The organism is Flavobacterium sp. HSC-32F16, from assembly GCF_024171645.1.
Lineage (GTDB): Bacteria > Bacteroidota > Bacteroidia > Flavobacteriales > Flavobacteriaceae > Flavobacterium.
The window spans coordinates 40,855-64,090 of record NZ_JALKAC010000006.1 but is presented as its reverse complement, the minus strand read 5'-3'; the positions used below and the strand labels follow the sequence as shown (position 1 = coordinate 64,090).

Below are 23,236 nucleotides of genomic sequence, written 5' to 3'. Positions count from 1 at the left end.
ACTAAATACTTATGAAAAATACCTCTTTTTATATCATTGTTTTAGTATTGACAAGTTTTGCTGGCAATGCACAAGTAATATTAAATGCCGATGGTCCTGACGGAATTGGGACTTACGAATTAATTACGAACGTATTAGCTCCTGGAACAACAAACGGAGCGATTGAAGCTCCAGATGTTATTCATCCCAGTTTTGGACGTCATATTGCCGAGGTTTTTGATGCTGAACTAAACAAATATGTTTTTGAATTTTATTCGCATGTGAGCAATACACCTCCTGATAATGAACCTGTAGCGGGAAAAACGGACAGACAGCGTGTTGAAATTAAATCTTACTCGCCTTCTCCGGATAATTTAAAAGGAATTATTGGCGAAACGATACAATACAAATGGCGTTTTAAAGTACCGGCAGGATTCAAACCTACTACAAGTTTTACACACATTCATCAGGTAAAAGCGGTAGACGGAGACGATGACGATCCGCTGTTTACTTTGACTCTGAGAAAATTATCTAATGGAGGAACGCGGCTGGAATTAATTTATGATAAAGATGCTGCAGCTTCAACCATAAAATATCAAAATCTAAACATGTCTTTATTTGAAGGAATTTGGGTTGAAGCCGTAGAGACCTTAAAAATAGGATTACAGGGAGCTTATTCAATAATTATAAAAAAAGTAAGCGACGGAACTGTTTTAATGGATTACAGCAATGCTAATATTCAAACGATTCGTCCTGCTTATACATCGGCTTCGGGTGTCGTGTATGCGGCAAATTCTTTTATTCGTCCAAAATGGGGAATCTATCGAAGTCTGGCTGATATTGCCAATATGAGAGACGAAGCCATGCGTTTTTCTGATTTCAGCATTGAAGAATTGACTTCTTTATCTTCAAAAGAAAATGTATCAGACAAAGCACTTATACAATTTCCCAATCCTGTTGGAGATAAATTGCAGCTGTCAGACGTTATCTTAAATCAATATACAGGGTTGAGAATTTACGACAGCAGCGGAAAACAAGTTATCCTTAACGACACCTTATCAGAAAGTGTAAATGTAGCTTCTTTGAAATCGGGACTTTACATTATCAAATTCAAAAAAGAAAATACCTTTTCGAAAGGTATAAAAATGGTTAAAAAATAAATTTCACAAATGAAAAAACTAATTATCCTTTTTCTGTTGATTTCATCCTTTATTGGACAATCTCAGGATTTAATTTCCAACGTTTCAAACCGGAATACGACTTCATTAAACGGTGTTTGGAACTACATTATTGATCCGTATCAAACAGGCTTTTACAGCTTTCATCTTGATCAATATGACAAACAGGAAAAACCGGCAAAAGGCGCATTCTTCAATAACTATCATGCGGTAAACAAACAAGAATTAGTAGAATACGATTTTGATAAATCGCCGACAATCAATATCCCGGGCGACTGGAATTCACAGGTAACGGAACTGAAATATTACGAAGGAAATGTTTGGTTTAAAAAATCTTTCGATTACAATTTAGCTGCTAACAAACGTCTGTTTTTGTATTTGGGAGCCATTAATTACAAAGCTGATGTTTATTTAAACGGAAAAAAACTGGAAACGCACCAAGGCGGTTTTACGCCATTTAATTATGAAGTTACTTCAATTGTAAAACCAACAGGAAATTATCTGGTTATTAAAGTGGATAATACACGTCACAAAGAAGATGTTCCTACTGTGAATACCGATTGGTGGAATTACGGCGGGATTACTCGAGATGTTACTTTAATTGAAGAAGAATCTTCTTTTGTGGAAGATTATACGATTCAGCTGAAAAAAGGAAATGCAAATGTTATTTCTGGATTTATTAAAATTAACAATTTAGATGCTTCAAAAAATCAGATTTCGATTTCTATTCCTGAATTAAAAATCAATTACAAAGGAAAAATTAATGCTGACGGGGTTTTAAATTTTGAAATTCCAGCTAAAAAAATCTCTTATTGGTCTCCTGAAAATCCGAAATTATATGAGGTGAAAATCGATTTTAACGGACAAAATTTAAAGGATAAAATTGGTTTTAGAACAATTGAAACGCAAGGTGACAAAATATTATTAAACGGAAAACCAGTCTTTCTAAGAGGAATTTCTATTCACGAAGAAAATGCTAAAGGCGGACGAGCTAATTCTGAAGAAGATGCTTTGCGTTTATTAAACTGGGCAAAAGAATTGGGCTGTAATTATGTTCGTCTGGCACATTATCCCCATAATGAAAACATGGTTAGGCAAGCGGATAAAATGGGATTAATGGTTTGGGAAGAAATTCCTGTTTACTGGACAGTTGAATTCACTAACAAAAATACCTATCAAAATGCACAGGATCAATTAACGGCTGCTATTACAAGAGATAAAAACAGAGCCAGTATTGTAATCTGGTCTATGGCAAATGAAACTCCGGTTTCTGATGCGAGAAATACTTTTATCACGAATTTGGTAACTCATACAAAGTCATTAGACGATACAAGATTAATCAGTGCCGCTTTATTAACGCATAACGGAAAGATTGATGATGAAATTGGTAAATCGCTTGACATTATTGCTTTTAATCAATATTTAGGCTGGTACGGCGGTAACTTAGAAAATGCTGAAAAAACATTCTGGACTACGCCATACAACAAACCTGTTTTTGTTTCTGAATTTGGAGGTGATGCCAAAGCGGGCTTTCATGGAGAAAAAAACGAAAGATGGACAGAAGAATATCAAGAATATTTATACATTCAGAATTTAAAAATGATTGAAAAGATTCCACATCTAAGCGGAATAAGTCCTTGGATTTTAGTTGATTTCAGATCTCCAAAACGATTGCTTCCAGGAATTCAGGACGGTTACAATCGTAAAGGTTTAATCTCAAATGACGGCGAAAAGAAAAAGGCATTTTATATTATGCAAGATTGGTACGCGAAAAAGAGGAAAGAGTGAAGAGGAAAGATGAAAGAGTATTATCAATTCATTAACAAAAAACAAATTAGAATTATATGATTTTTCTTCATTATTAGCTTACTTTGTAGTTATTCTAAAAATTGTAATCTTATGAAAAAATTATGTTTATTGGCAGTTATTTTATTTACTGCTGTTACAGTTCAGGCTCAAGATGTGGTAAAATTTGCTCCGCTTGATGCTAGTCCGGTTGATATTTCTTATTTCCCAAACAAAGCAGTTAAATTCAAAAAAACTGACAATCCAAATCCAGTTGTTAAAGTTACTTATGCTAGACCTTCTGTAAAAGGAAGAACTATTTTTGGAGATATAGTTAAGTTTGGAGAAGTTTGGAGAGTTGGTGCCAATGAAAATACAGAAATCAAATTCTACAAAGACGTAACAATTGGCGGTAAAAAAGTACCAGCTGGATACTACAGTTTATTTGCTATTCCAGAAAAAGACAAATGGACTATTATCATCAATAAAGAATTGGATTTATGGGGAGGTTATGCTTATGACGAAAGCAAAGACGTAGTTAGAGTTTCTGTTCCTGTTAAATCGGTAAACGAAACTATCGAAGCTTTATCTATTGCTTTTACAAGTCAAGGTAACATTGCTAATTTAGTTATTGGTTGGGATAAAACAACGGTTGAATTACCAATTACGGTTAAATAATTGATCGTTTTTTCGATATCTAAAAGAGAGACATTTTTCAATGTCTCTCTTTTATTATTCTCTATATCTATATGCATTGCTCCCCGTGGTTGAAACCAAGGGCTATATTTGAAAATAGGAATCAAAAAAATAAATCCCTTTTTTGTTTAAATAAATCTCCTCGTATTAACAACACAATCCTTTGCAGACATAACCCGTGGTTTCAACCACGGGGACGCAATCAAAACATGATCCCTTATCCCCGTGGTTGAAACCACGGGCTATATTTGAAAATAGGAATCGAAAAAAATAAATCCCTTTTTTGTTTAAATAAGTTTCTTCGCATTTACAAACACAATCCTTTGCAGACATAACCCGTGGTTTCAACCACGGGGACGAAATCAAAACACGATCACGCATACCCGTGGTTGAAACCACGGGTTATATTTTAAAATAACGGCGCAAAAAAAAAGACATTTTTCAATGTCTCTTTTTTGTTTTAAACCTTAACCGTTTCTATAATTTTATCCAATGTAATTGGTAAATCTCGTACACGTTTTCCGGTTGCATTAAAAACGGCATTTGCAATTGCAGGCGCCATTCCGACCAAAGCCGTTTCACCAAGACCTTTTGTTCCCATTGGATTGCTGATTGGGTCTTTTTTATTGACGAAAAATACTTCTTGTTTTTCAATATCGGCATTTACGGGAACATGGTAATCAGCGAAATTGTTGTTTATTGGACGGCCAAAACGATGATCAATTTCCAACGCTTCCATTAATCCCATTCCGATACCTCCTACTGCACCGCCGTACATTTGTCCAGCTGACGTTTTTTGGTTAATAACCGTTCCAATATCGGCACAAGAAACAACATGCGCCAATCGTATTTTCCCTAAATTCGGATTCACTAATACTTTTACAAAGTGAACTGAAAACGAATAAATCGAATATTTCTTCGCTTCTTCCACCCCTTTTGAGAGATTTTCAACTTCTAATCCTTCTAATTTATTAGCGGTTAGTAAAGAAGTTAAAGCAATCGTTTTTGTTTTATCTTTTTTAGCAGCAATTAAACCATTTTCAAAAGTTAAATCCGTAATGCCAATTCCTTTAAAAATCGGATTCTGTGTTGCCAATTCCAATACTTTACTAACTAACAAATTACACGAATCGTGAACTGCAGAACCAACAGACGAAGTCGTTGCAGATCCTCCTTGCGTTGGACCTTTTGGCAATCCGCTTTTTCCCATTTCAATAATGACGTTTTCAGCAGGAAGACCTGTAATTTCGGCACCAATCGCCGTCATCATGGTTGCTGTTCCGGGTCCCATATCGTTGACACTGCATTGAAGCACTAAATTTCCATCTGGTAAAAATTTTGCTTTTACAGAGGTCGGGCTTCTGTAACAGCCGAAAGTTCCCGTTCCCATTCCGTAACCCACCAGCCAGTTTCCTTCTTTGACAGAACCGGGTTCATTTTTACGGTTTTTCCAGCCAATGCGTTCCATTCCGCCTTCGTAACATTCCAGAAGATATTTACTGCTCCACGGTTTATTTTGTTCCTGATCTTTTTCGGCATAATTGAGTTTGCGGAATTCAATTGGATCCATATTTAATTTATGCGCCAATTCATCCATAGCAGATTCTAAGGCAAAAGACCCCGTAGCTTCTCCCGGACCGCGCATCCAGATTGGTGTGCAGGTATCCAAAGGCACAATTCTATAACGAGTAGAAACATTAGCACAATCATAAATAAATCGTGACATGTTTACGGTTCCTTCCATAAAATCCTCATAACTTGAAGTCATGGCAACTGCTTCATGAGTCAATCCCGTCAATTTACCAGCTTTTGTTGCACCAAGACCCATTTTCTGAATCGTATAAGGTCTGAAACCAACATTGGTAAACATTTGTTCACGGTGTAAAACTAATTTTACAGGACGGTTTAATTTCTTAGAACCAATTAAAGCTGCAATTTCATACGGCCAAGTGTGTAATCCCATTCCAAAAGCACCACCAAGATATTCAGAATGAACCTCAACATCTTCAACCGGAACTCCAAAAACTCCGGCAACACTTTTTCTTGTTCCTTCAACACCTTGACTTTTAGTATATAAAATCGGTTTATTTCCGTCCCATTTCGCAATAATATTCGCCAATTCCATCGGGTTATGAACTTCTGTTGGAATCGTATATTCGGCCTCTAAAACTACTTCTGCATTTTTATATCCGTCATGTTCACCGCGATGGTAATCATTTCCTTTATCTGTTTCTACTTTTTTCTCTTTATCTGCTGCTTTTTTTAATTCAGTCGAATGTTCTTCTTTAAAATAATCCGCTTTAATTAAACTCGCTGCATATTGCATACGTTCGAAAGTATCGGCAACGACCAAAGCAATTGGCTGATCGTAATACAAAACCGAATCATCTTTAAAAATCTGCAGCGGCTGACCAAAATTATGTTTGTCTTTTGCTTTTTCGTAACCGACAGGTTTATCTACGTTTAAATGCGTAATAACCGCCAAAACTCCTGGCGCCCATTCTGCTTTTTTAGTATCAATGGTTTTGATTCTTCCTTTCGCAATCGTGCTTCCAACCAAACAGGCGTAAACAACACCAGCAGTTTTATATTCTGCCGAATAAGTTGCTGAACCTGTTACTTTAGCAAATCCGTCAACTCTATTAATATTACTTGTCTTGCTCATAATTCTAATTATTTTGATGCTGCTATTGTAAGTGCTTCTGTTATGGCATTGGCTCCAAGTGTAATTTTAAAATCATTATCACCGTATCCTCTAGCGCCTTTCATTGCTAAATTGGCCGCTTGTCGAAATGTTTCTTCTGAAACTGCTTTTCCCTTCAGAAAATCCTCTGCTTCTGTTAATCTCCACGGTTTATGAGCGACACCGCCCATTGCCAGTTTAACATCTTTTATCTCATTATTTTTTAAGTCCAAAGCCACAGCGACTGAAACCAATGCAAAAGCATAACTCGTTCTGTCACGGACTTTTAAATAATGAACATTTTTAGTAAAATTATTATCAGGAATTTCAACGGAAGTAATTAATTCTTTAACATCTAAAGTATTGTCTTTTTCGGGCGTATTTCCAGGAAGTCGATGAAAATCGGTAAATTTAATTTGTCGTTTTCCTTTTGGCCCTTCCACCAAAACCTGTGCGTCTAATGCAGCCAAAGCTACACACATATCGCTTGGATGAACGGCAATACAGCTGTCTGAAGCGCCAAAAATCGCATGCATTCTGTTTGAGCCGCCAATCGCGCCACAGCCGCTTTTTGGTGTTCTTTTATTACAGGGCATATCTGTATTATAAAAATACGAACAACGCGTTTTTTGAAGCATGTTGCCACCAACTGTCGCCATGTGTCTGATTTGCTGCGATGCGCCCGCTGCTAAAGCCAAAGCCAGCAAAGGGTGTTTTTCTTTTATAGAAGCATCTTCGGCAACCTGACTGTTTTTTGCCAAAGCGCCAATTGAAACTTTTCCTTTTAAAAATTCTATTTTTTTAAGATCAAGTCCGTTAATGTCAACCAGTTTTTCTGGAGCAACTACGTTCTTTTTCATTAAATCCACCAGATTGGTTCCTCCCGCAATAAACATTGCTTCTTTTTCTTTACTGATATTGGTTACCGCGGAACCCGAGGATAATGCTCTAATTATTTGAAAATTTTTCATAGTTCCTTCCCTCCTTCCTTCACTTCTGTTATAGCATCAACGATGTTGTGATAAGCGCCACAACGGCAGATATTACCACTCATATATTCACTAATTTCTTCCCTGCTATTTGCGTGACCTTCTTTTATACAAGCAATTCCCGACATGATTTGTCCCGGTGTGCAATAACCGCACTGAAAACCGTCATGTTTGATAAACGCTTCCTGCATGGGATGCAGTTTTTTTCCTTTTGAAAGTCCTTCAATTGTTGTCACCTGTGCATTTTGCTGCATAGAAGCCAAAGTCAGGCACGATAATATTCTCGTTCCGTTTACGTGAACGGTACACGCGCCGCACTGACCGTGATCGCAGCCTTTTTTGGTACCTGTAAGCTGTAATTGTTCTCTTAACAAGTCCAGTAAAGTAGTTCTCGGTTCGATGTTAAGATTGTGTTTTTTACCATTTACTTCAATAGAAAGCGGAACGGTCTCTAAGTACTCCGCTATTTTTTCATCCCATTTCTTGTCTGAAGCCATTACCAATGAAGGCGGTGCCAAAGCAAGAGCGGTAAAAAGTCCTGATTTTTTTATAAAGTCCCGACGCGAATTTGAATCTTCCGGAGTTACTTTATTCTGATTTGTTTTCTTAGAATCCATTCAGTCTATTTGTTAAATTAGCAAATTCACTTTTGTCATTCTAACAAATTTAATCAACTTAAATCACAAAAAGTTATGAAATTCAAACATTACTCTTATTTAGAATAATTACAATTTCACTTCGAGATTTAACCGCGAAGCACGCAAAGTTTTTTTAAGCTAGGTTTTACAAAAAACGCAAAGTTCGCAAAGCTTCATCTACACAAAGCTTTGCGAACTTTGTGTTTTCTATAGATAACTAGGAGAAAAATACTTTGCGGTCTTTCCGTTAAAAAACACCTATCAAGCTCCTTTATTCTTTATTCTGAAAATTGTACTTTTACAAGACTAAGCTTTTATTTATGCCAAATCAACAAAATATTTATCTCGATAATAATGCTACAACTCGTGTTGATGAACGCGTTCTAGAAGCTATGCTTCCTTATTTCACCGATTTTTATGCTAATTCCACAAGTCAGCATATTGCAGGATTGACAGTAAATGAAGCTGTAGAAAATGCTGCGTGGCAAGTTGCTGATTTAATTAATGCTGATCCCGAAGAGATCATTTTTACTTCTGGTGCAACAGAAGCGATTAATTTAGCAATTAAAGGTTTGGCAGAACAAGATCGAAAACATATCGTTACCATTGAAACAGAACACAAAGCGGTACTCGAAACTTGCACTTTTATGGAAAGTATTGGTTTTGAAATAAGTTATTTGCCTGTTAGTCAGGACGGACTTTTAGATCTTAATCTTTTAAGTGAAATTATTACAGATAAAACGCTGGTTTTCATAGGAATGCTTTCTAATAATGAAACTGGTGTCATTCAAAATGTCAGTGAAATTTCTGCATTACTTAAAAGAAAAAATGTATTGTTTTTATGTGATGCTACTCAAGGAGTTGGAAAAATTCCGATGGATGTAAAAGCTTTAGGAATTGATCTTTTGGCATTGTCTGCACATAAATTTTATGGACCAAAAGGAATTGGCGCTTTGTATGTTTCGGCGAAAGCCAAAGTAAAACTGCTTTCGCAAATTATTGGCGGTGGACAACAGAGAAAATTAAGAAGCGGCACATTAAACGTTCCGGGAATTATTGGTTTAGGTAAAGCATCGGAAATAGCTGTAAATGAAATAGAAAAAGATTTAAATAGAATTAATTTATTACGAAACAAACTGGAATCTGGTTTACTGCAATTTGAAGGTTCTTTTATAAATGGAAATATTCAAAACCGAATTTATAATACTTCCAATATTTGTTTTCCGGGCGTAAATTCTGAACAGCTTATTATGGCTTTAGGGAATATTTCAGTTTCAAATGGAGCATCGTGTTCTGCGGTAACTTCTGAACCTTCGCATGTTTTAAAAGCAATGGGATTATCTGATGAAGAGGCTTTGAATTCTATTCGTTTTAGTGTGGGGAAATTCACAACTTTAGAAGAAATTGATATTGCGGTTGAACGGGTTTTGGCTTTGGCGAGAGAATTTGCCGCTAAGTCGCTAAGGCACTAAGTTTTTTTTGTTTTGAGAAATAATCTCGCAAAGTCGCAGAGGTGCAAAGTTTTTTGTTTCACGCAGATTCTGCAGATTTAGCAGATTTTTTTCTTTTCTTATAAAACTCGGTTTGTCATTTAGAGGAATGACAAACTAAACCTCTGAACCTTTGTCGCTTTGTACCTTTGAACCTCTATTCAAAAAGCTTGTTATAATCTTCCTCGGTATCAATATCAATATTGCCTTTCTCAAAAGGAATAGAAATAACGTCTTCAGCATATTTCCTAATAAGTTTCTTTGCTCCTTCCTGTCCTTTCAAATCCAGCAATTCATCGAAATATTTTTTATGAAATAAAACTGGTGTTCCTAAAGTTTCAGAATATGAAGAAGCGATAATTCCTTTTCCTGTTTTATGGTATTCGCTGATTAAATTTTCGAAAACTAAATTGGTAACAAAAGGCTGATCACAAACAGCTAGAATACATTCTTTGCAATCTGGATTTAAAAGCAATAATTCATTTAATCCTTTTACAATAGAGGATGCCATTCCGGTTTCCCAATCTGCGTTGAAACAAGTTATTATTTCGGCAGGATTTAATTCTTTTCCTATTATTTCATTATTGGCTCCCATAACAACAATTACAAATGCAGCGTGTACTTTTAGGGCTTCTGAAATTGTATTTTTTAGAAGTGTTGATTCCTTATATTCCAGCAATTGTTTCGGACGTCCTAATCGGGAAGAACTTCCGGCTGCCAAAATAATAATCGCTGTTTTATTTTGAAATTTATTCTCCATAATGAATTTCATCGTGTATTTTTCCCAGCTTATATCTTAAGAATGTTCCCTTTTTTCCTGCTGAAAAGGCTTTGATTTCTGAAACAATTGAAAGTGCAATTTCTTCAGAAGTTTCGGCTCCAATATCTAAACCTACAGGGCTGTAAATGCGTTCTAATTGTTCATCGCTGACCTTTATTCCTTCATTTTGAAGATCATCCAGCATTCGGTTTAATTTCGTTTTGGGGCCAAGGATTCCAATGTAACAACAATTGGTTTTTAATAATGTTTTTAAAATCGCTAAATCGTATTTGTAATTGTGCGTCATCAAAACGAAATAAGTTTGTTCGTCGATTACGATATTTTCTAAAAATTGTTCCGGTTTTACAGCTTGTACAATATCTGCTTTGGGAAATCTTTTTTCTATGGCATGGGTCGCACGGCCGTCGCCAATGGTAATTTTCCAGCCCAAAATTGAAGTCATTTTTACCAAAGGCTGTACATCGTTTCCAGCGCCGGCAATTACAAGAGATATTGGTGGTTTTATATATTCGATTAAAGCTTCACTGTTGTTTTCTTCTGACAGCTTTTTTACTATTGAAGTTTTAGTGTGTAATATTTCATTGACATCAGAAATTAAATGTAAAACATCATTTTTATAGCTTAAAACCGGACTGTCTTTTCTAAAAAATAATGCGGTTCCTATTTGCTGCGCATTTCTTTTTATTGAAAAAACGGTAACAATTACGGCTTCTTTTCTTTCTAGTTCTAGTTGTTGTAAAAGCTGTATCGGATTATTTGGCTCTTCATCTTCTATATATTCAAACAAAATATGAACAATTCCGTTGCATCCAAGCTGTAAGCCTAATTCGATATCATCTTCATTATTGGTATTGTAAGTAATAAGTTTATTTTGTTTTTGGTTGATTGAAAGCAGCGCTTTTCGAAGTGCATCTCCTTCCAGGCATCCACCGCTTATGGCACCGGTAAGCTGTCCTTCTTCTGTAACCAGCATACGGGCTCCCGGCTGTCTGTATGATGATCCTTCAACTTTAACAACTGTCGCCAAAGCTGTTTTCTTTCCTTCGGACTTTGCTTGTGAATAAGCTTTAAGAATTTCCTTTATTTCCTTCATAAAATAATTGATCATCAACAAAATTTAGCATTGATGATTCTTTTTATACTCTAAAAATAAAAAATATTATAAACTTAAAGGCAGTAAACCGGATTTAAGTTTATAATATTTTGAATAGAAAAACGAGGTTTTATTTTTTAAGATCTAAAGAATAGTTCAGTTTTGATTTTATTATTTTTTTGTTTCTGTCCAGCATATAGATCTTTTTGGTATCTGAACTAAAATAACCGTAGTAGATTTGTTTGTCTGCTGGTTTATCCCAATTTAAGATAAAAGTTGTTCCGTTAGGATCGCTTTCTAAACCTCTTTCTGTATTAAAATTTCCTTTTTCAACAAACTCTTTCTCAGGAGATTTTCCTTTATAAATACTTGATAATTCAAATTTTTGACCTTCCATGGTTCCGTTTCCCTGATCAATTTTAAGAACTGTTGCTATACCGCTGCAATCTGCACAAGGCAGTAATCCTTCATAAACCAAAAATGTTTCAGTTATACTTTTTTCTGTGTTTACAGTCGTAGAATCTGTTTCTGATTTTGTAACTTTTTCTTCTTTTTTCTTTGAATTGCAAGCTGTTAATTGAATTGCAATTGCTAATAAAACAACTAAATTTTTCATCTTACTAAAATTTATCATTCATTCAAATATACAAAATTTTCTTACATTAAGAATCAAGATGTTAATTACTCTGCGATTGTGCTTAACAAATAATAAACGATTATTTTTTCTTACAATATCATTTATATCATCAAGTTTTGTATTTTTATCAATAGCAAAATATTTATAGTTAATTTAAAATAATACTACATGGGAAAATTTGTAATTACTAAAAGAACCAATGGTGAATTTCAATTTAATTTGAAAGCCGGCAACGGCCAGACAATTTTAACAAGTGAGGGCTACACAACCAAAGCGGCCGCAACAAACGGAATTGAATCTGTAAAAACAAACTCGCAGGATGACGGTCGTTATGACAGAAAAGAATCCAGCAACGGAAAACCATATTTTAATCTAAAAGCAAGTAACGGCCAGATTATTGGTTCAAGCGAAATGTATGAAAGTGTGTCGGCAAGAGAAAACGGAATTGAATCTGTGAAGAAAAATGCTCCGGATGCAGCTGTTGACGATCAGACGGTTTAAATAAAAAAATTCAGGAATAAAAAAAACGAGGCTTTTAAACCTCGTTTTTTTTATTATTATAAGTGACCAAATTTCTTTTTATAAAGACTTAATTCTTCTTCTGTTTTATTGAGAAGTTTTTCTAGAAGTTTAATTTTATCTTCATAAAGTTCTTTTAAAGCTTCATCATTGTTTGAATTGATTAATATACTGCCGTTATTATTGTTTCCTTTTACGGTATTAAAGCTGTTGAAATATCTCTGGCTGTCAAAACTGATAATATCTTCTACACTGACTTCTAAAATTTTTGCAATTTCTACTAATTTAATATAGGATAATATAGTTTTACCTTTTTCAATTTTACTATAACCTGCCTGAGTGACACCAAGTTGATCTGCCATATATTCCTGAGTATAATTTTTTAACTCTCTAATGCTTTTGATTTTGTTTTTGATTGAAGTTGCCATAAGTTTGATTTGAGGGGACGGGCGTGTATAGCTGAAACAGCCGCTGATAAACTTAGGATATTGCAGCTATATCTTTTTGTTTTTGAATCTAAATACGGCTTCAAATTGTAGGTAAGTGAAGCTGGAATTGTTTATTTTTTTCTAATTACAATGATAAAACCATATACTAGAGCAATAATAATAAACGCAAAATCGTATGTAGAAACGTCGTTCAATATTCGATTCATTGCAATGTCTAGTTTTTTGTTTTTTCTAAAATTCGATTAAATTCAAAATTTAGATAGCTGTCGATCTGCTTACCAATCGCTGGGCGATCCTGAGCATTTATTTTTACTTTGGTTTCTTTTCGGTAGATGTCTTTTACAATAACGAAATAATCGAATTCAGTATTGTTGTGAAACCGCATAATAATTAAAAATGTATAACACAATAATGCAGGAATTACATAATAGAGCTCCATTAAATTGGTAAAAATCATACAGTAATACGCCAAAACGGTAACTGCAATAAAGGCTCCATTTTCTAAGAGGTAGGTTCTCTTTTTTTTGAGCAGTCCAAGTTCTACAATTTCATTAAAACTGTACTGCCATTTTTTTGATCCGTAGCTAAACTGCACTAGATCATGAGTAAGGGAAATGAACATAATAATAAATAATTAAAAAATACAAGACTCTATTTAGTGAAAGCTTCGGGAGACTTTCAAAAAATTTGCTAAAGGCTTAAAAAAATACGTTTTGAAAATACTGATGAGTGCAACAGCACATCATTTCGCAATATTACGCATAATCACCTTTTTTTTCTTACAAGACAGCTTATAGAATATAACCAGAGGTTGTAATTAATTCTGTTTATAATTTTTTACTTATATTTCAATTAATCTCATTTGAGATTTTACCTATATTTTTAAAACAAAAAAAGAGGGCTGTCTGCCCTCTTTTAATTATGTAGATATTTTCCTTCTTAATCTAATAAAAAAACAATCAATCCTCTTGCACCATGGGCTCCTAAAACCAATGATTGTTCGATATCGGCGGTTTTAGATGGTCCTGCAATAAAAGTTCCGAAACCATACTCCTGATTTCCTATTCTATCGTAAGCTTGCTGCATGGTTCTAATAATATCATTTTTATGAACAATTATCGCTAAATATTGCGCAATAAAAGGAGCTATTCGCTGTCCTAAAATATCATCTGTTACCCAGAGTCCGCTGTTTTCAGCCACTCCAAAATGTGCCTTTACAACTGTTAATTCAACATCTTGCAGCGAATGCGGATCGACATTGTTCCAATCCAAAGAAGCGATTTCTGAAAGCTCCGGAAGCGTAGTAATTATTCTTTTTTGAAGATCATAATTGGCTTTTATATACTCAATTATTTCTTCATAATGAGATACTTCAACCGGATCTCCTCCAATTCCTTTTAAAACTGTTTTATAGGTTTCGAGTGTATCAAAATCTTCGGAACCTAAAACACTTAAATCCGGCAGGTCCGTAACCAAATCAGGCTGATTTAGTTTTATTCTTTTTAAAATTTCGGCTTTACTGCTCATTGTCTTTTGCTTTAGATTCTCTCGAATTTTTCTTGTACCATTCTCTAAAAGATTCCTCGGGAACGTCTGGCATTTCGCGCTGATCGTACCATTTATTCATTTTATTATTGACCATTGCCGGAATATTTTTCATTACAAATCTTCCTGATTTTCCTGCAATGTTAAATATAGTTGGATTAGCTAAAACTGTTGCCATCGTTTTCATTGCAATTGTTTTGGCTTTTGGCGTATATCCGTCTTTTACCAAAACCTGACGCCATTTGTATAATTGATCGTGAATGTCAATTTTTACGGGACAAACATTGGTGCAAGAACCACAAAGTGTACTGGCAAAAGGTAAATCGGCATTTTTGCTCATATCTAAGTTTGGCGCTAAAATAGAACCAATTGGTCCCGCAACCGCATTGTGATAACTATGTCCGCCGCTTCGTCTGTAAACTGGACATGTATTCATACAGGCACCGCATCGAATACATTTTAGGGAATTTCTGAAATCTTCACGACCTAATTGTTTGCTTCTGCCGTTGTCGACAATTACAATATGAAGTTCTTTTCCGTCTCTTGGTTTCTTAAAATGACTTGAAAAAGTTGTTATAGGCTGTCCTGTGGCGCTTCTTGCTAGTAATCTCAGAAAAACGCCTAAATGTTTTCTCTGCGGAATCAGTTTTTCAAATCCCATACAGGCGATATGAACATCGGCTAAGTGTGCGCCCATATCGGCATTTCCTTCATTGGTGCACACTACAAATTCTCCGGTTTCGGCTACGGCAAAATTTACTCCGGTTAAAGCTGCTTTTCTAGTTAAAAAGGTATTTCTTAAACTATGACGTGCCGATTCAGTTAAATACTGCGGATTAAAATTCCCTTTTTCAGTTCCTAGATGTTCGTGAAAAGTTTCACTTACATCTTCTTTTTTAAGGTGAATGGCAGGCAGTACAATATGACTTGGCGGTTCTTTACGAAGCTGTACAATATATTCGCCTAAATCTGAGTCGATAACTTCTATGCCTTTTTCGGCTAAATAATCGTTTAAATGGCATTCTTCTGTAAGCATCGATTTTGATTTCACCATTTGCTTTACATCATGCTTTGCCATGATAGAATGTACTATTTCATTGTGTTCTTTTGCATCAGCAGCCCAATGTACTATAATCCCATTTTTTTGAGCATTGGCTTCAAATTCAACTAAATAATCATGAATATTAGATAGCACATTGGCTTTAATTTTTGAAGCTGTTTCACGTAATAATTCCCAATCATCAATTTGATGCGCCGATTTATCGCGTTTCGCACGAACAAACCAAAGTGTTTCATCATGCCAGTTGACACGCTCTACATCTTTGTTGAATTTTGTTGCGGCTTCGCTGTGCTGTATTATTTTTTCTGATGACATTTTTAATTATTTAAAAGTCAATTTTGAAATGTTTATAATGGTTTATTTAACCGCAAAGTGCGCAAAGAAAAAAACGCAAGGTACGCAAGGATCAAAATTAAGTTTGCAAACCTTGCGTAAAACTTTGTGAACTTTGCAGTTAAATTTTATACTCAACATCTATTTTTAGTTTTCGAGTGAATTTAATATTTCAGCAATATGAATGGTTTTTATTCTGCTTTTTTGTCTTTTCAAAATTCCGTCTAAATGCATTAAACAAGACATATCACCACCTGTAATGTAATCGACATTATGACTTTCGTGATCTCTAATTCGGTCTTGTCCCATTTTTACAGAAATGGCTTCTTCGGTTACGCAAAATGTTCCTCCAAAACCGCAGCATTCATCTTTTCTGGTTAAAGCAACCAAATCCAGTCCTTGTATGTTGTGCAGTAATTGCTCTGGTTTTGAGAAAAATGGCGCATTTAATTCTGACATCTGCGAGAGCTTTAAACCGCGTTGTCCGTGGCAGCTTACATGCATTCCTACTTTAAAAGGAAATTTTCCGTCGATATGGTCAATTTTTAAAATATCAGTTATAAACTCTGTTAATTCAAAAACGCTGTTTCTAATTTTTGTCGCTGCTTCTTCATTTTTTTCGTCGTGCAAATGGTCTTTTACATGCAGAACGCAGCTTCCGGAAGGGCAAACAATATAATCGAATCCCGAAAAATTGGCTATAAAATTGGCATCACAGCCTTTTGTTAAGTGTGCATAACCGCTGTTTGCCATTGGCTGGCCACAACAGGTTTGTCCCATCGGAAAATGAACTTCACAGCCTAATTTCTGTAAAAGCTCGTATGTCGCAATGCCCACTTTTGGGTAAAACTGATCGACATAACACGGTATAAATAGTCCGATTTTCATTTTCATTTTTTTTTATTTTTTACCCGCAGATTTAGCATATTGAACACATACACGCAGAATTTCTAAAATTAAATCTGCTGTAATCTGCAGAATCTGCGTGAACAACAAATCAATTTAATCCATTAATCTGGCATACACTTTAATGTTTGTAAAACTTCAAATCAATCAAATCATTCTGGATTGGTTTAGGATTCCAGTTTTGATGGATTGCCAATGCTGCTCCCAAAGCGCTTGCCTGCGCCATCGATGCGGCATAAACTTCTACATCAGGGAAGGCTTCGGCCAGTAAATTCATGAAAATTGAATTTTTGCTGAAACCTCCGTCTACAAAAATTTTCTTTACAGGACTGTTATGAATGACTAAATTAGTTGAAAATACTTGTTGCTCTACCAAATCAAGCATTAATTGATGATAGGCGATTTCATAGCTTTTATATGTTGAAAGGTCTCTTTCTTGAAAAGGACATTCTTTCAGTATATCAAAATTATACTTTTTAGGGTAAATAATCTGAAAATTCAAAGCTCTTAAATTAGATACGACGTTTTTATCAAAATAAACCTCTTTGTATGTATCCAGCGGTACGTTAAAATGTTCTGCTAATCTTTTGGTTTGTACTTCATGTTCGTTTCCGGCAAAAAGTCTGGCGGCTTTTACAGGTTTTTCTGTGTATTGCAAATAGCACAAACAATCGTGCTGTAATTCCTCAAAAGTCAATGCTTTATTGTTGAAGGGATTTAAGGAAATACTCCACGTTCCTGTTGACAATAAAACAAAAGGTTCTGTAAAGTTGATGGTGTACGGAATTATTGCCGATGAACTATCGTGAAGTCCTGCTCCTACTGCCAGACCTTCTTTTGTTTTTATAACATCTTTTCCATAATAAAACGGCGGAATTTTAGATGAAATACTTTCTTTTTTTAACCATTTATGGTATTTCATTTTTTTGAAATTCCAAAGATTGGTATGACAGCCTACACTTGTAATATCGGCGTAAGCTTCATTGGTTAAAAGAAAACTTAAAAATTGCGGCAGGTGCAAACAATATGCTGCTTTTTCGAATAATTCTGGTTTTTCTTCTTTTAAACGGTAAATCTGCATTCCTGAATTTAAGCTTCCTAAAACCGGAGAAGCCGTTTTTACAGCAAATGTTTCTTTGCCTTTGTATTTATGGTAGAAATCGTTTTTTAAATCCTCCGGATAATCTTTTAGATAATTATACAGAGGAGTTAAAACTTTTCCTTCTTTATCAATGTAGACAAAACTAGCACCATAAGTGCTGAAATTGATCGCTTTTAAAACGTAATTGGTTAAAGCTTTTATTTCTTCTAAACGCTCAAAAATCCAGTTTTTAAGCAGTTCTATATTCTCGCAGGGAAAACCGTCTTCGTCGACCGTTTCATCTAGATTAACTGATTTCTCCCAAACAATTCTATAGTTTTCATCAAATAAGAATACTTTTTTGTTTGTTTTACCAATATCAAAAATTGCAACTACATTCATTTTTTAAATTGTAAATTGTGAGTTGTGAGTTGTGAATTGTGAATTGTGATTTTAGTTCAGTCTTTTTATTAACTCATAATTCACAACTCACAATTCATAATTATAGTCCTGTTGCCAATGTTTTTAATCCTCTTTCTCCAATTAGATTTTTTCTTACAGAAAGGTTTCTGTACAATTCTACCGGATTTAAAGCGGCACCAGAACGTAAACGAGCCTCAGCAACTAATGCGCGGACATCTGTACGGAAAGCGTTTTGAAGAATCTCTTGTGCTTTTACTACGTCATTTTCTTCCTGTGCTTTTTCTAATGCTTTTCTGTCTACAGAAAGTGCCTGTGCATAAGCAATCATAATAGCTTCAACAGATTGTAATAAATCTTCTAACGGATCTTTGACGTTGTGTGATGCGTCGATCATCCAGCCTAGATCTTTGGCGTGGTTCATTCCTCTTGCGTCCATTCCTTCAACTAATTCATTGAAAATCAAAAATAACTGATAAGGTTTTAAAGCTCCAGCAGTTAAATCATCGTCTCCGTATTTTGAATCGTTAAAGTGGAATCCGCCCAGTTTGTTTTCCATCAATAATAAAGAAACAATCTGCTCGATATTGGCATTTGGTAAGTGATGTCCTAAATCGACTAATGTCTGCGCTTTATCACCTAACTTTTTAACATACGAGTAAGACTGCCCCCAATCTGCTACAGTCGTTGAATAAAAGTTAGGCTCAGCACATTTATATTCTAAAAATAATTTCCAGTCTGCAGGCAGTGCATCGTAGATTTCTTCTAAACTTTCTAATGTATTTTGGTATGCTTTTCTAAAGTTTAATTGTCCCGGAAAGTTAGAACCGTCAGCAAGCCAGATTGTTAATGACTCAGATCCTAGTTCAATTCCGTGTTTAATAACTTCAATATTGTGTGCAATTGCTTGTTTACGGACTGCTTTGTTTACGTTTTGTAATGACCCGTATTTATAAGTATGTTCTGAATCTGCCTGATCCTGAAACGTATTCGAGTTCATGGCATCAAACTTTAAATTGTGTTGTGCTGCAAGGGTTTTAATTGCTTTATAATCCTGCGGAATATCCCACGGAATATGAAGTGAAATTGCTCCCGAAGCACTGTTTAATTTATGAAGTAATCCAACATCTTCTATTTTTTCTTCGATTGAGCGCGGTTCTCCTCCGCCTGCAAAACGACCAAATCTTGTTCCTCCTGTTCCTAAAGCCCAAGATGGAATGGCAATTTGAAAGTCGATTAATTTTTGGATAATCGCCTCTGTATTATCAATTTCTGATGCTGTAAAAACCAATTTGCTTTGGTGTTTTTTTAATAATCCCTCGTTATGAGATTCAATATTGTTTGATCCGATTATCATAATACTTTATATTTTAATAGGGTTTACAAGATATACAATTTAATTTTATTCGTGTATTTTTAACACATAAAAAAATCGATTGCGTAATTTAGACATTAAAGCACTTATTAATGTATTAATCCCAAATCGTTTTTTACTCTTTAATTTTAAGTAAAAATTATATTTCTACGTGTTGAAAATATTCCAAGCAGGTTAATTTGTATACCCCAACCCTTTGTTTAACTTTTCTTCTTTATGTATTTGGTCTGCTGCAATGTTCTTCTAAAAAAAATCTAACGCTCGAAATATCGAACGTTAGACCACAAAAAACCACTTTTGCTTAAACAAACTTATAAAAAAACTTAAATAATCTTTATCTATAAAAGCCCATTGCGACACCGCCGTCTACGTTTAAGGCATTTCCTGTTGATTTACCAAGTAAACCTCCAACAAAAGCAAAACAAGCATTTGCAATATCATCCGGCAATATGATTTCATTTAATAACGTACGTTTTGCATAATAAGCCGGAAGTTCTTCTACAGTAACTCCGTATGCTTTTGCACGACCTTCTGCCCATCCGCCAGACCAAATGTTTGAGTCTGAGATTACCGCATCAGGATTTACTGTGTTTACACGAATTTTATCTGCTCCTAATTCAGCAGCCATTAAACGTGTTAAGTGGGCCTGCGCTGCTTTTGCAGAACCGTAACCCGGATTGTTTGGACCGGCAACTACGGCATTTTTAGAAACAATGTTCACAATATCTCCTCCAAAACCTTGTTTGCGCATTACTTCGATTCCTGCTTTGGAAACAATAAATTGTCCTTTTACCAAGATATCGTATAATCTGTCCCATTCTTCAAGAGTATGTTCTGCAATAGATTTTGAAATACTGATTCCGGCATTGTTTACAATAATATCTACACCTCCAAAGGCTAATGAAGCCTGGTCTAAAGCTAATTCTGTGCTTGCTTCATCTGTTACATTTAATAAAGTGCTTGAAACGGCATCTTTTCCAAATGACTTAATAAACTCAGCTGTTGCACCTTCTAAACGCTCTTCGTTAATATCATTAATTACTACACAAGCTCCTTCCTGAGCAAATTTCTTTGCGATAGCTTTACCAATTCCGCCTGCAGAACCCGTAATTACAGCTACTCGTCCAGACAATGCTTTTGGTTTAGGCATACGTTGTAATTTTGCTTCTTCTAATAACCAATATTCGATATCAAAAGCTTCTTGGTGAGGCAGTGAAGTATATTCTGAAACGGCTTCTGCACCTTTCATTACATTTACTGCATTCACATAATATTCTGATGCCAAACGCGCCATCGTTTTATCTTTTGCAAAAGTGAACATACCTACTCCTGGATATAAAATTACAACCGGATTTGGGTCACGCATTGCAGGAGAATTCGATTTTTTGCAGGCATTATAATAGTCTTTGTACATCGCACGATAAGCTTCAAAAGCCGGAGCTAATTTTGCTTTAACTGCGTTTATATCAGATAAATCTTCATTTGGATCTAATTCTAAAACCAATGGACTGATTTTAGTTCTTAAAAAGTGATCCGGACAAGAAGTTCCTAATGGAGCTAATTTTGAAAGATCGTTTGAATTGATGAATTCCAATACTCTTGCATCATCTGTATAGTGACCGATCATTTGACGTTCTGATGAACAGAAACCTCTTAAAATAGGCGCTGCTTTTGCTGCTTTTAATTTACGGTCTGCTTCTGGAAGGCTTTCGATTTTCTGACCTCCAAAAACCGGACGTTTTTTTCCGTAGTTACTTTCTAGATATTCAGCACATTTTTCGATTACTTCTAATGTATTGATGTAGCTTTCATAAGCTGTATCTCCCCATGTAAATAAACCGTGAGAACCTAACATGATTCCTCTTAGTTTTTTACCTTTCTTTTCCGCTTCTTCTAAACAGCTTCTTAATTGAAGTCCTAAGTCAAAGCCCGGACGCTGCCAGCCTACCCAGCCAATTTCTCCGTCGAACAATTCTTCTGTGATTTTTGCTCCGTCTTTTGCTGCAGCGATTGCAATTGCTGCATCTGGATGCAAGTGATCAATATGTTTAAATGGTAAGAAACCATGCAAAGGCGTATCGATAGAAGGCGCTTTTGAAGCTAAGTCGAAAATACAGTGATTGAACAATTCTACCATTTCGTCTTCAAACTCAATTCCTCTGTAAACATTTTCAAGATTACGAAGTCTGTCTAAGTATAATGCTGCACAGCCAGATTTTGTCAATGTTCCAATATCACCTCCAGAACCTTTAATCCACATAACTTCAGAGCTTGCTCCGGTTAATGGATCTTTATCTGTAATTTTTACAGAAGTATTTCCTCCTCCATAGTTTGTCAATCTTAAATCGGCTCCTAATAAATTAGAACGATAAATGAAAAGCGCTACTTCATCTCCCGCTAGTTGTGCGGCTTTAGCATCATCCCAAAGGTAGCTTACGTGCTTAAAATTTGTATTAATTGTTTTTGTATTCGACATATACTTTATAATTATTTCTTGTATTATTTATAATGAGTTACCAATTCCTACCAAAACGATCGAAAGCATAATAAGCCCGATTCCCCAGATAAAAGTGTTGAATGTTTTTTTAGAAACTCCTGTCCATTCTTTTAAATAAAATCCCCAGAAGTTAGCCGTTAGAATAATAGTGGCCATGTGCAGAATCCACGAACTTGCACCGTTCCCTAATTTGCTTTCTCCCATTCCGTAAAAGAAAAACTGAAGAAACCACATGGTTCCGGCAAGTGCGGAAAATAAAACGTTTTTAGTAATTGGTGTTGCTTTATTCGTATAGTCACCAATTGATCTGTTTTTGAAATTAAGATACAAACACCAAATAAAATTGGTTGTTAAACCTCCCCAAAGCAAAACGATATAGGTTACGTTATTTTGAAACAACGGATTACAGCCAAATTCAACTGCCTGCTCTGCCATTGGCTTTCCGGCTTCGATTCCATAATTAAAGAATGAGCTTAAAATTCCTGAAATAACCGCTACTGTTAAGCCTTTTGCTAAACTAAAATCTTTATCCTTGTCTTCGTGGCCTGCTGCAAAATCTTTCTCTTTAAGCATCCCGGCTTTTCCTGAAATAGCGATTCCTAAAAGGCATACCGCAACGCCCAATAAAACCAATTGTCCGCCAGAAGTTGCCAGCATATCCGAAAATGAAATTTTACCTTCAGTTGGATATAAATCGTAGTAAATGGAGGGAACCAATGCTCCAAAAGCAGAACAAAATCCTAAAGTGATTGAGTTTCCTAATGACATTCCTAAATAGCGAACGCCAAGTCCGTATGTTAAACCTCCAATTCCCCAGATCAATCCCATTGAATAGGTAAAGGCTTTAATCGATGGTGAAGCAGCAACGATAATATCAGTAAAATGAGGAATCGTTAAATAAGCAGCAATCGGCGGTACAATTAACCAGGAAAAGAAACCGCCCACAAGCCAGTAACTTTCCCAAGCCCAATCTTTAACTTTTTTAAAAGGCATATAAAAACTACCTGAAGAAAATCCTCCGATAGAATGAAAAATGATTCCTAATAATGATTCCATTTAATAATTTGTTTTGGTTAATTGTGATAGTTAGTTTGGTTTTGTA

At 35.2% G+C, this 23,236-nt stretch carries 20 protein-coding genes; 5 read left to right on the top strand and 15 right to left on the bottom strand.

What is annotated here, in order from left to right; genetic code table 11:
- Window positions 1–11: 11 nt before the first annotated feature.
- The 3 genes from L1276_RS16860 (at window position 12) to L1276_RS16850 (ending at window position 3,620) form a co-directional block, all read left to right on the top strand.
- Window positions 12–1,139 (top strand): T9SS type A sorting domain-containing protein, encoded by a 1,128-nt coding sequence (locus tag L1276_RS16860; RefSeq protein WP_253789792.1) that lies wholly within the window; start codon window positions 12–14, stop codon window positions 1,137–1,139.
- Between the two features lie 9 nt (window positions 1,140–1,148).
- Window positions 1,149–2,945, top strand: a complete 1,797-nt coding sequence (locus tag L1276_RS16855) for a glycoside hydrolase family 2 protein (protein WP_253789790.1) — start codon at window positions 1,149–1,151, stop codon at window positions 2,943–2,945.
- 111 nt (window positions 2,946–3,056) lie between these two features.
- Window positions 3,057–3,620 (top strand): DUF2911 domain-containing protein, encoded by a 564-nt coding sequence (locus L1276_RS16850; protein ID WP_253789788.1) that lies wholly within the window; start codon window positions 3,057–3,059, stop codon window positions 3,618–3,620.
- A 478-nt stretch (window positions 3,621–4,098) separates the two neighbouring features.
- Here L1276_RS16850 and L1276_RS16845 read toward each other — a convergent pair whose 3' ends face one another.
- Genes L1276_RS16845 through L1276_RS16835 form a run of 3 tightly spaced genes read right to left on the bottom strand, consistent with a single transcriptional unit; the run spans window position 4,099 to window position 7,927 of the window.
- Window positions 4,099–6,303 carry a xanthine dehydrogenase family protein molybdopterin-binding subunit gene (locus L1276_RS16845; RefSeq protein ID WP_253789786.1) on the bottom strand — a complete coding sequence of 735 codons (2,205 nt, stop codon included), beginning with the start codon at window positions 6,301–6,303 and terminating at the stop codon, window positions 4,099–4,101.
- A gap of 8 nt (window positions 6,304–6,311) precedes the next feature.
- Window positions 6,312–7,292 carry a xanthine dehydrogenase family protein subunit M gene (locus tag L1276_RS16840; protein ID WP_253789784.1) on the bottom strand — a complete coding sequence of 327 codons (981 nt, stop codon included), beginning with the start codon at window positions 7,290–7,292 and terminating at the stop codon, window positions 6,312–6,314.
- A complete protein-coding gene (locus L1276_RS16835; RefSeq protein ID WP_253789782.1) occupies window positions 7,289–7,927 on the bottom strand; it encodes a 2Fe-2S iron-sulfur cluster-binding protein in 639 nt (212 codons plus the stop codon). The genes L1276_RS16840 and L1276_RS16835 overlap by 4 nt, the downstream gene beginning before the upstream one ends.
- 341 nt (window positions 7,928–8,268) lie before the next feature.
- Here L1276_RS16835 and L1276_RS16830 point away from each other — a divergent pair, with 341 nt between their 5' ends.
- Window positions 8,269–9,420 carry a cysteine desulfurase family protein gene (locus L1276_RS16830; RefSeq protein ID WP_253789780.1) on the top strand — a complete coding sequence of 384 codons (1,152 nt, stop codon included), beginning with the start codon at window positions 8,269–8,271 and terminating at the stop codon, window positions 9,418–9,420.
- A 175-nt stretch (window positions 9,421–9,595) separates the two neighbouring features.
- Here L1276_RS16830 and L1276_RS16825 read toward each other — a convergent pair whose 3' ends face one another.
- The 3 genes from L1276_RS16825 to L1276_RS16815 all read right to left on the bottom strand — a co-directional run bounded on the left by L1276_RS16825 (window position 9,596) and on the right by L1276_RS16815 (window position 11,928).
- Entirely contained in the window at window positions 9,596–10,198 is a 603-nt protein-coding gene (locus L1276_RS16825; protein WP_253789778.1) for an NTP transferase domain-containing protein, read from the bottom strand.
- Window positions 10,188–11,312 carry an XdhC family protein gene (locus L1276_RS16820; protein WP_253789776.1) on the bottom strand — a complete coding sequence of 375 codons (1,125 nt, stop codon included), beginning with the start codon at window positions 11,310–11,312 and terminating at the stop codon, window positions 10,188–10,190. The genes L1276_RS16825 and L1276_RS16820 overlap by 11 nt, the downstream gene beginning before the upstream one ends.
- Before the next feature lie 130 nt (window positions 11,313–11,442).
- Window positions 11,443–11,928: a copper resistance protein NlpE gene (locus tag L1276_RS16815; protein ID WP_253789774.1), complete on the bottom strand. Its 486-nt coding sequence runs from the start codon at window positions 11,926–11,928 to the stop codon at window positions 11,443–11,445.
- A gap of 189 nt (window positions 11,929–12,117) precedes the next feature.
- Between L1276_RS16815 and L1276_RS16810 the strand changes: the two genes are divergently transcribed.
- The gene (locus L1276_RS16810) at window positions 12,118–12,450 is read left to right on the top strand and encodes a YegP family protein (RefSeq protein WP_253789772.1); all 333 of its coding nucleotides are present in this window, start codon (window positions 12,118–12,120) and stop codon (window positions 12,448–12,450) included.
- Window positions 12,451–12,506: 56 nt separating this feature from the next.
- Here L1276_RS16810 and L1276_RS16805 read toward each other — a convergent pair whose 3' ends face one another.
- From L1276_RS16805 to rhaT, 9 genes are all read right to left on the bottom strand, one after another.
- Window positions 12,507–12,896 carry a helix-turn-helix transcriptional regulator gene (locus L1276_RS16805; RefSeq protein ID WP_253789770.1) on the bottom strand — a complete coding sequence of 130 codons (390 nt, stop codon included), beginning with the start codon at window positions 12,894–12,896 and terminating at the stop codon, window positions 12,507–12,509.
- Window positions 12,897–13,131: 235 nt separating this feature from the next.
- Entirely contained in the window at window positions 13,132–13,539 is a 408-nt protein-coding gene (locus tag L1276_RS16800; RefSeq protein WP_253789768.1) for a hypothetical protein, read from the bottom strand.
- A 317-nt stretch (window positions 13,540–13,856) separates the two neighbouring features.
- On the bottom strand, window positions 13,857–14,444 hold the full coding sequence (locus L1276_RS16795) for an LUD domain-containing protein (RefSeq protein WP_253789766.1): 588 nt from the start codon (window positions 14,442–14,444) through the stop codon (window positions 13,857–13,859).
- On the bottom strand, window positions 14,434–15,837 hold the full coding sequence (locus L1276_RS16790) for a lactate utilization protein B (RefSeq protein WP_253789764.1): 1,404 nt from the start codon (window positions 15,835–15,837) through the stop codon (window positions 14,434–14,436). Before L1276_RS16790 ends, L1276_RS16795 begins: the two co-directional genes overlap by 11 nt.
- A 165-nt stretch (window positions 15,838–16,002) precedes the next feature.
- The gene (locus tag L1276_RS16785; RefSeq protein WP_253790208.1) at window positions 16,003–16,743 is read right to left on the bottom strand and encodes a (Fe-S)-binding protein; all 741 of its coding nucleotides are present in this window, start codon (window positions 16,741–16,743) and stop codon (window positions 16,003–16,005) included.
- A gap of 139 nt (window positions 16,744–16,882) precedes the next feature.
- Window positions 16,883–18,244, bottom strand: coding sequence for an FGGY-family carbohydrate kinase (locus L1276_RS16780; RefSeq protein ID WP_253789762.1), 1,362 nt, complete (start codon window positions 18,242–18,244; stop codon window positions 16,883–16,885).
- Window positions 18,245–18,344: 100 nt separating this feature from the next.
- Complete coding sequence (locus tag L1276_RS16775; RefSeq protein WP_253789760.1) at window positions 18,345–19,619, bottom strand: TIM barrel protein; 1,275 nt, start codon at window positions 19,617–19,619, stop codon at window positions 18,345–18,347.
- Between the two features lie 352 nt (window positions 19,620–19,971).
- Complete coding sequence (locus L1276_RS16770; protein ID WP_253789758.1) at window positions 19,972–22,113, bottom strand: bifunctional aldolase/short-chain dehydrogenase; 2,142 nt, start codon at window positions 22,111–22,113, stop codon at window positions 19,972–19,974.
- 27 nt (window positions 22,114–22,140) lie between these two features.
- Window positions 22,141–23,190 carry an L-rhamnose/proton symporter RhaT gene (rhaT, locus tag L1276_RS16765; RefSeq protein WP_253789756.1) on the bottom strand — a complete coding sequence of 350 codons (1,050 nt, stop codon included), beginning with the start codon at window positions 23,188–23,190 and terminating at the stop codon, window positions 22,141–22,143.
- Window positions 23,191–23,236 lie beyond the last annotated feature (46 nt).

Excerpts from the sequence above, each read along its gene's own strand:
- L1276_RS16860 (WP_253789792.1), top strand. The coding sequence starts at position 12 with ATGAAAAATACCTCTTTTTATATCATTGTTTTAGTATTGACAAGTTTT.
- L1276_RS16855 (WP_253789790.1), top strand. The coding sequence starts at position 1,149 with ATGAAAAAACTAATTATCCTTTTTCTGTTGATTTCATCCTTTATTGGA.
- L1276_RS16850 (WP_253789788.1), top strand. The coding sequence starts at position 3,057 with ATGAAAAAATTATGTTTATTGGCAGTTATTTTATTTACTGCTGTTACA.
- L1276_RS16845 (WP_253789786.1), bottom strand. The coding sequence starts at position 6,303 with ATGAGCAAGACAAGTAATATTAATAGAGTTGACGGATTTGCTAAAGTA.
- L1276_RS16840 (WP_253789784.1), bottom strand. The coding sequence starts at position 7,292 with ATGAAAAATTTTCAAATAATTAGAGCATTATCCTCGGGTTCCGCGGTA.
- L1276_RS16835 (WP_253789782.1), bottom strand. The coding sequence starts at position 7,927 with ATGGATTCTAAGAAAACAAATCAGAATAAAGTAACTCCGGAAGATTCA.
- L1276_RS16830 (WP_253789780.1), top strand. The coding sequence starts at position 8,269 with ATGCCAAATCAACAAAATATTTATCTCGATAATAATGCTACAACTCGT.
- L1276_RS16825 (WP_253789778.1), bottom strand. The coding sequence starts at position 10,198 with ATGGAGAATAAATTTCAAAATAAAACAGCGATTATTATTTTGGCAGCC.
- L1276_RS16820 (WP_253789776.1), bottom strand. The coding sequence starts at position 11,312 with ATGAAGGAAATAAAGGAAATTCTTAAAGCTTATTCACAAGCAAAGTCC.
- L1276_RS16815 (WP_253789774.1), bottom strand. The coding sequence starts at position 11,928 with ATGAAAAATTTAGTTGTTTTATTAGCAATTGCAATTCAATTAACAGCT.
- L1276_RS16810 (WP_253789772.1), top strand. The coding sequence starts at position 12,118 with ATGGGAAAATTTGTAATTACTAAAAGAACCAATGGTGAATTTCAATTT.
- L1276_RS16805 (WP_253789770.1), bottom strand. The coding sequence starts at position 12,896 with ATGGCAACTTCAATCAAAAACAAAATCAAAAGCATTAGAGAGTTAAAA.
- L1276_RS16800 (WP_253789768.1), bottom strand. The coding sequence starts at position 13,539 with ATGTTCATTTCCCTTACTCATGATCTAGTGCAGTTTAGCTACGGATCA.
- L1276_RS16795 (WP_253789766.1), bottom strand. The coding sequence starts at position 14,444 with ATGAGCAGTAAAGCCGAAATTTTAAAAAGAATAAAACTAAATCAGCCT.
- L1276_RS16790 (WP_253789764.1), bottom strand. The coding sequence starts at position 15,837 with ATGTCATCAGAAAAAATAATACAGCACAGCGAAGCCGCAACAAAATTC.
- L1276_RS16785 (WP_253790208.1), bottom strand. The coding sequence starts at position 16,743 with ATGAAAATCGGACTATTTATACCGTGTTATGTCGATCAGTTTTACCCA.
- L1276_RS16780 (WP_253789762.1), bottom strand. The coding sequence starts at position 18,244 with ATGAATGTAGTTGCAATTTTTGATATTGGTAAAACAAACAAAAAAGTA.
- L1276_RS16775 (WP_253789760.1), bottom strand. The coding sequence starts at position 19,619 with ATGATAATCGGATCAAACAATATTGAATCTCATAACGAGGGATTATTA.
- L1276_RS16770 (WP_253789758.1), bottom strand. The coding sequence starts at position 22,113 with ATGTCGAATACAAAAACAATTAATACAAATTTTAAGCACGTAAGCTAC.
- rhaT (WP_253789756.1), bottom strand. The coding sequence starts at position 23,190 with ATGGAATCATTATTAGGAATCATTTTTCATTCTATCGGAGGATTTTCT.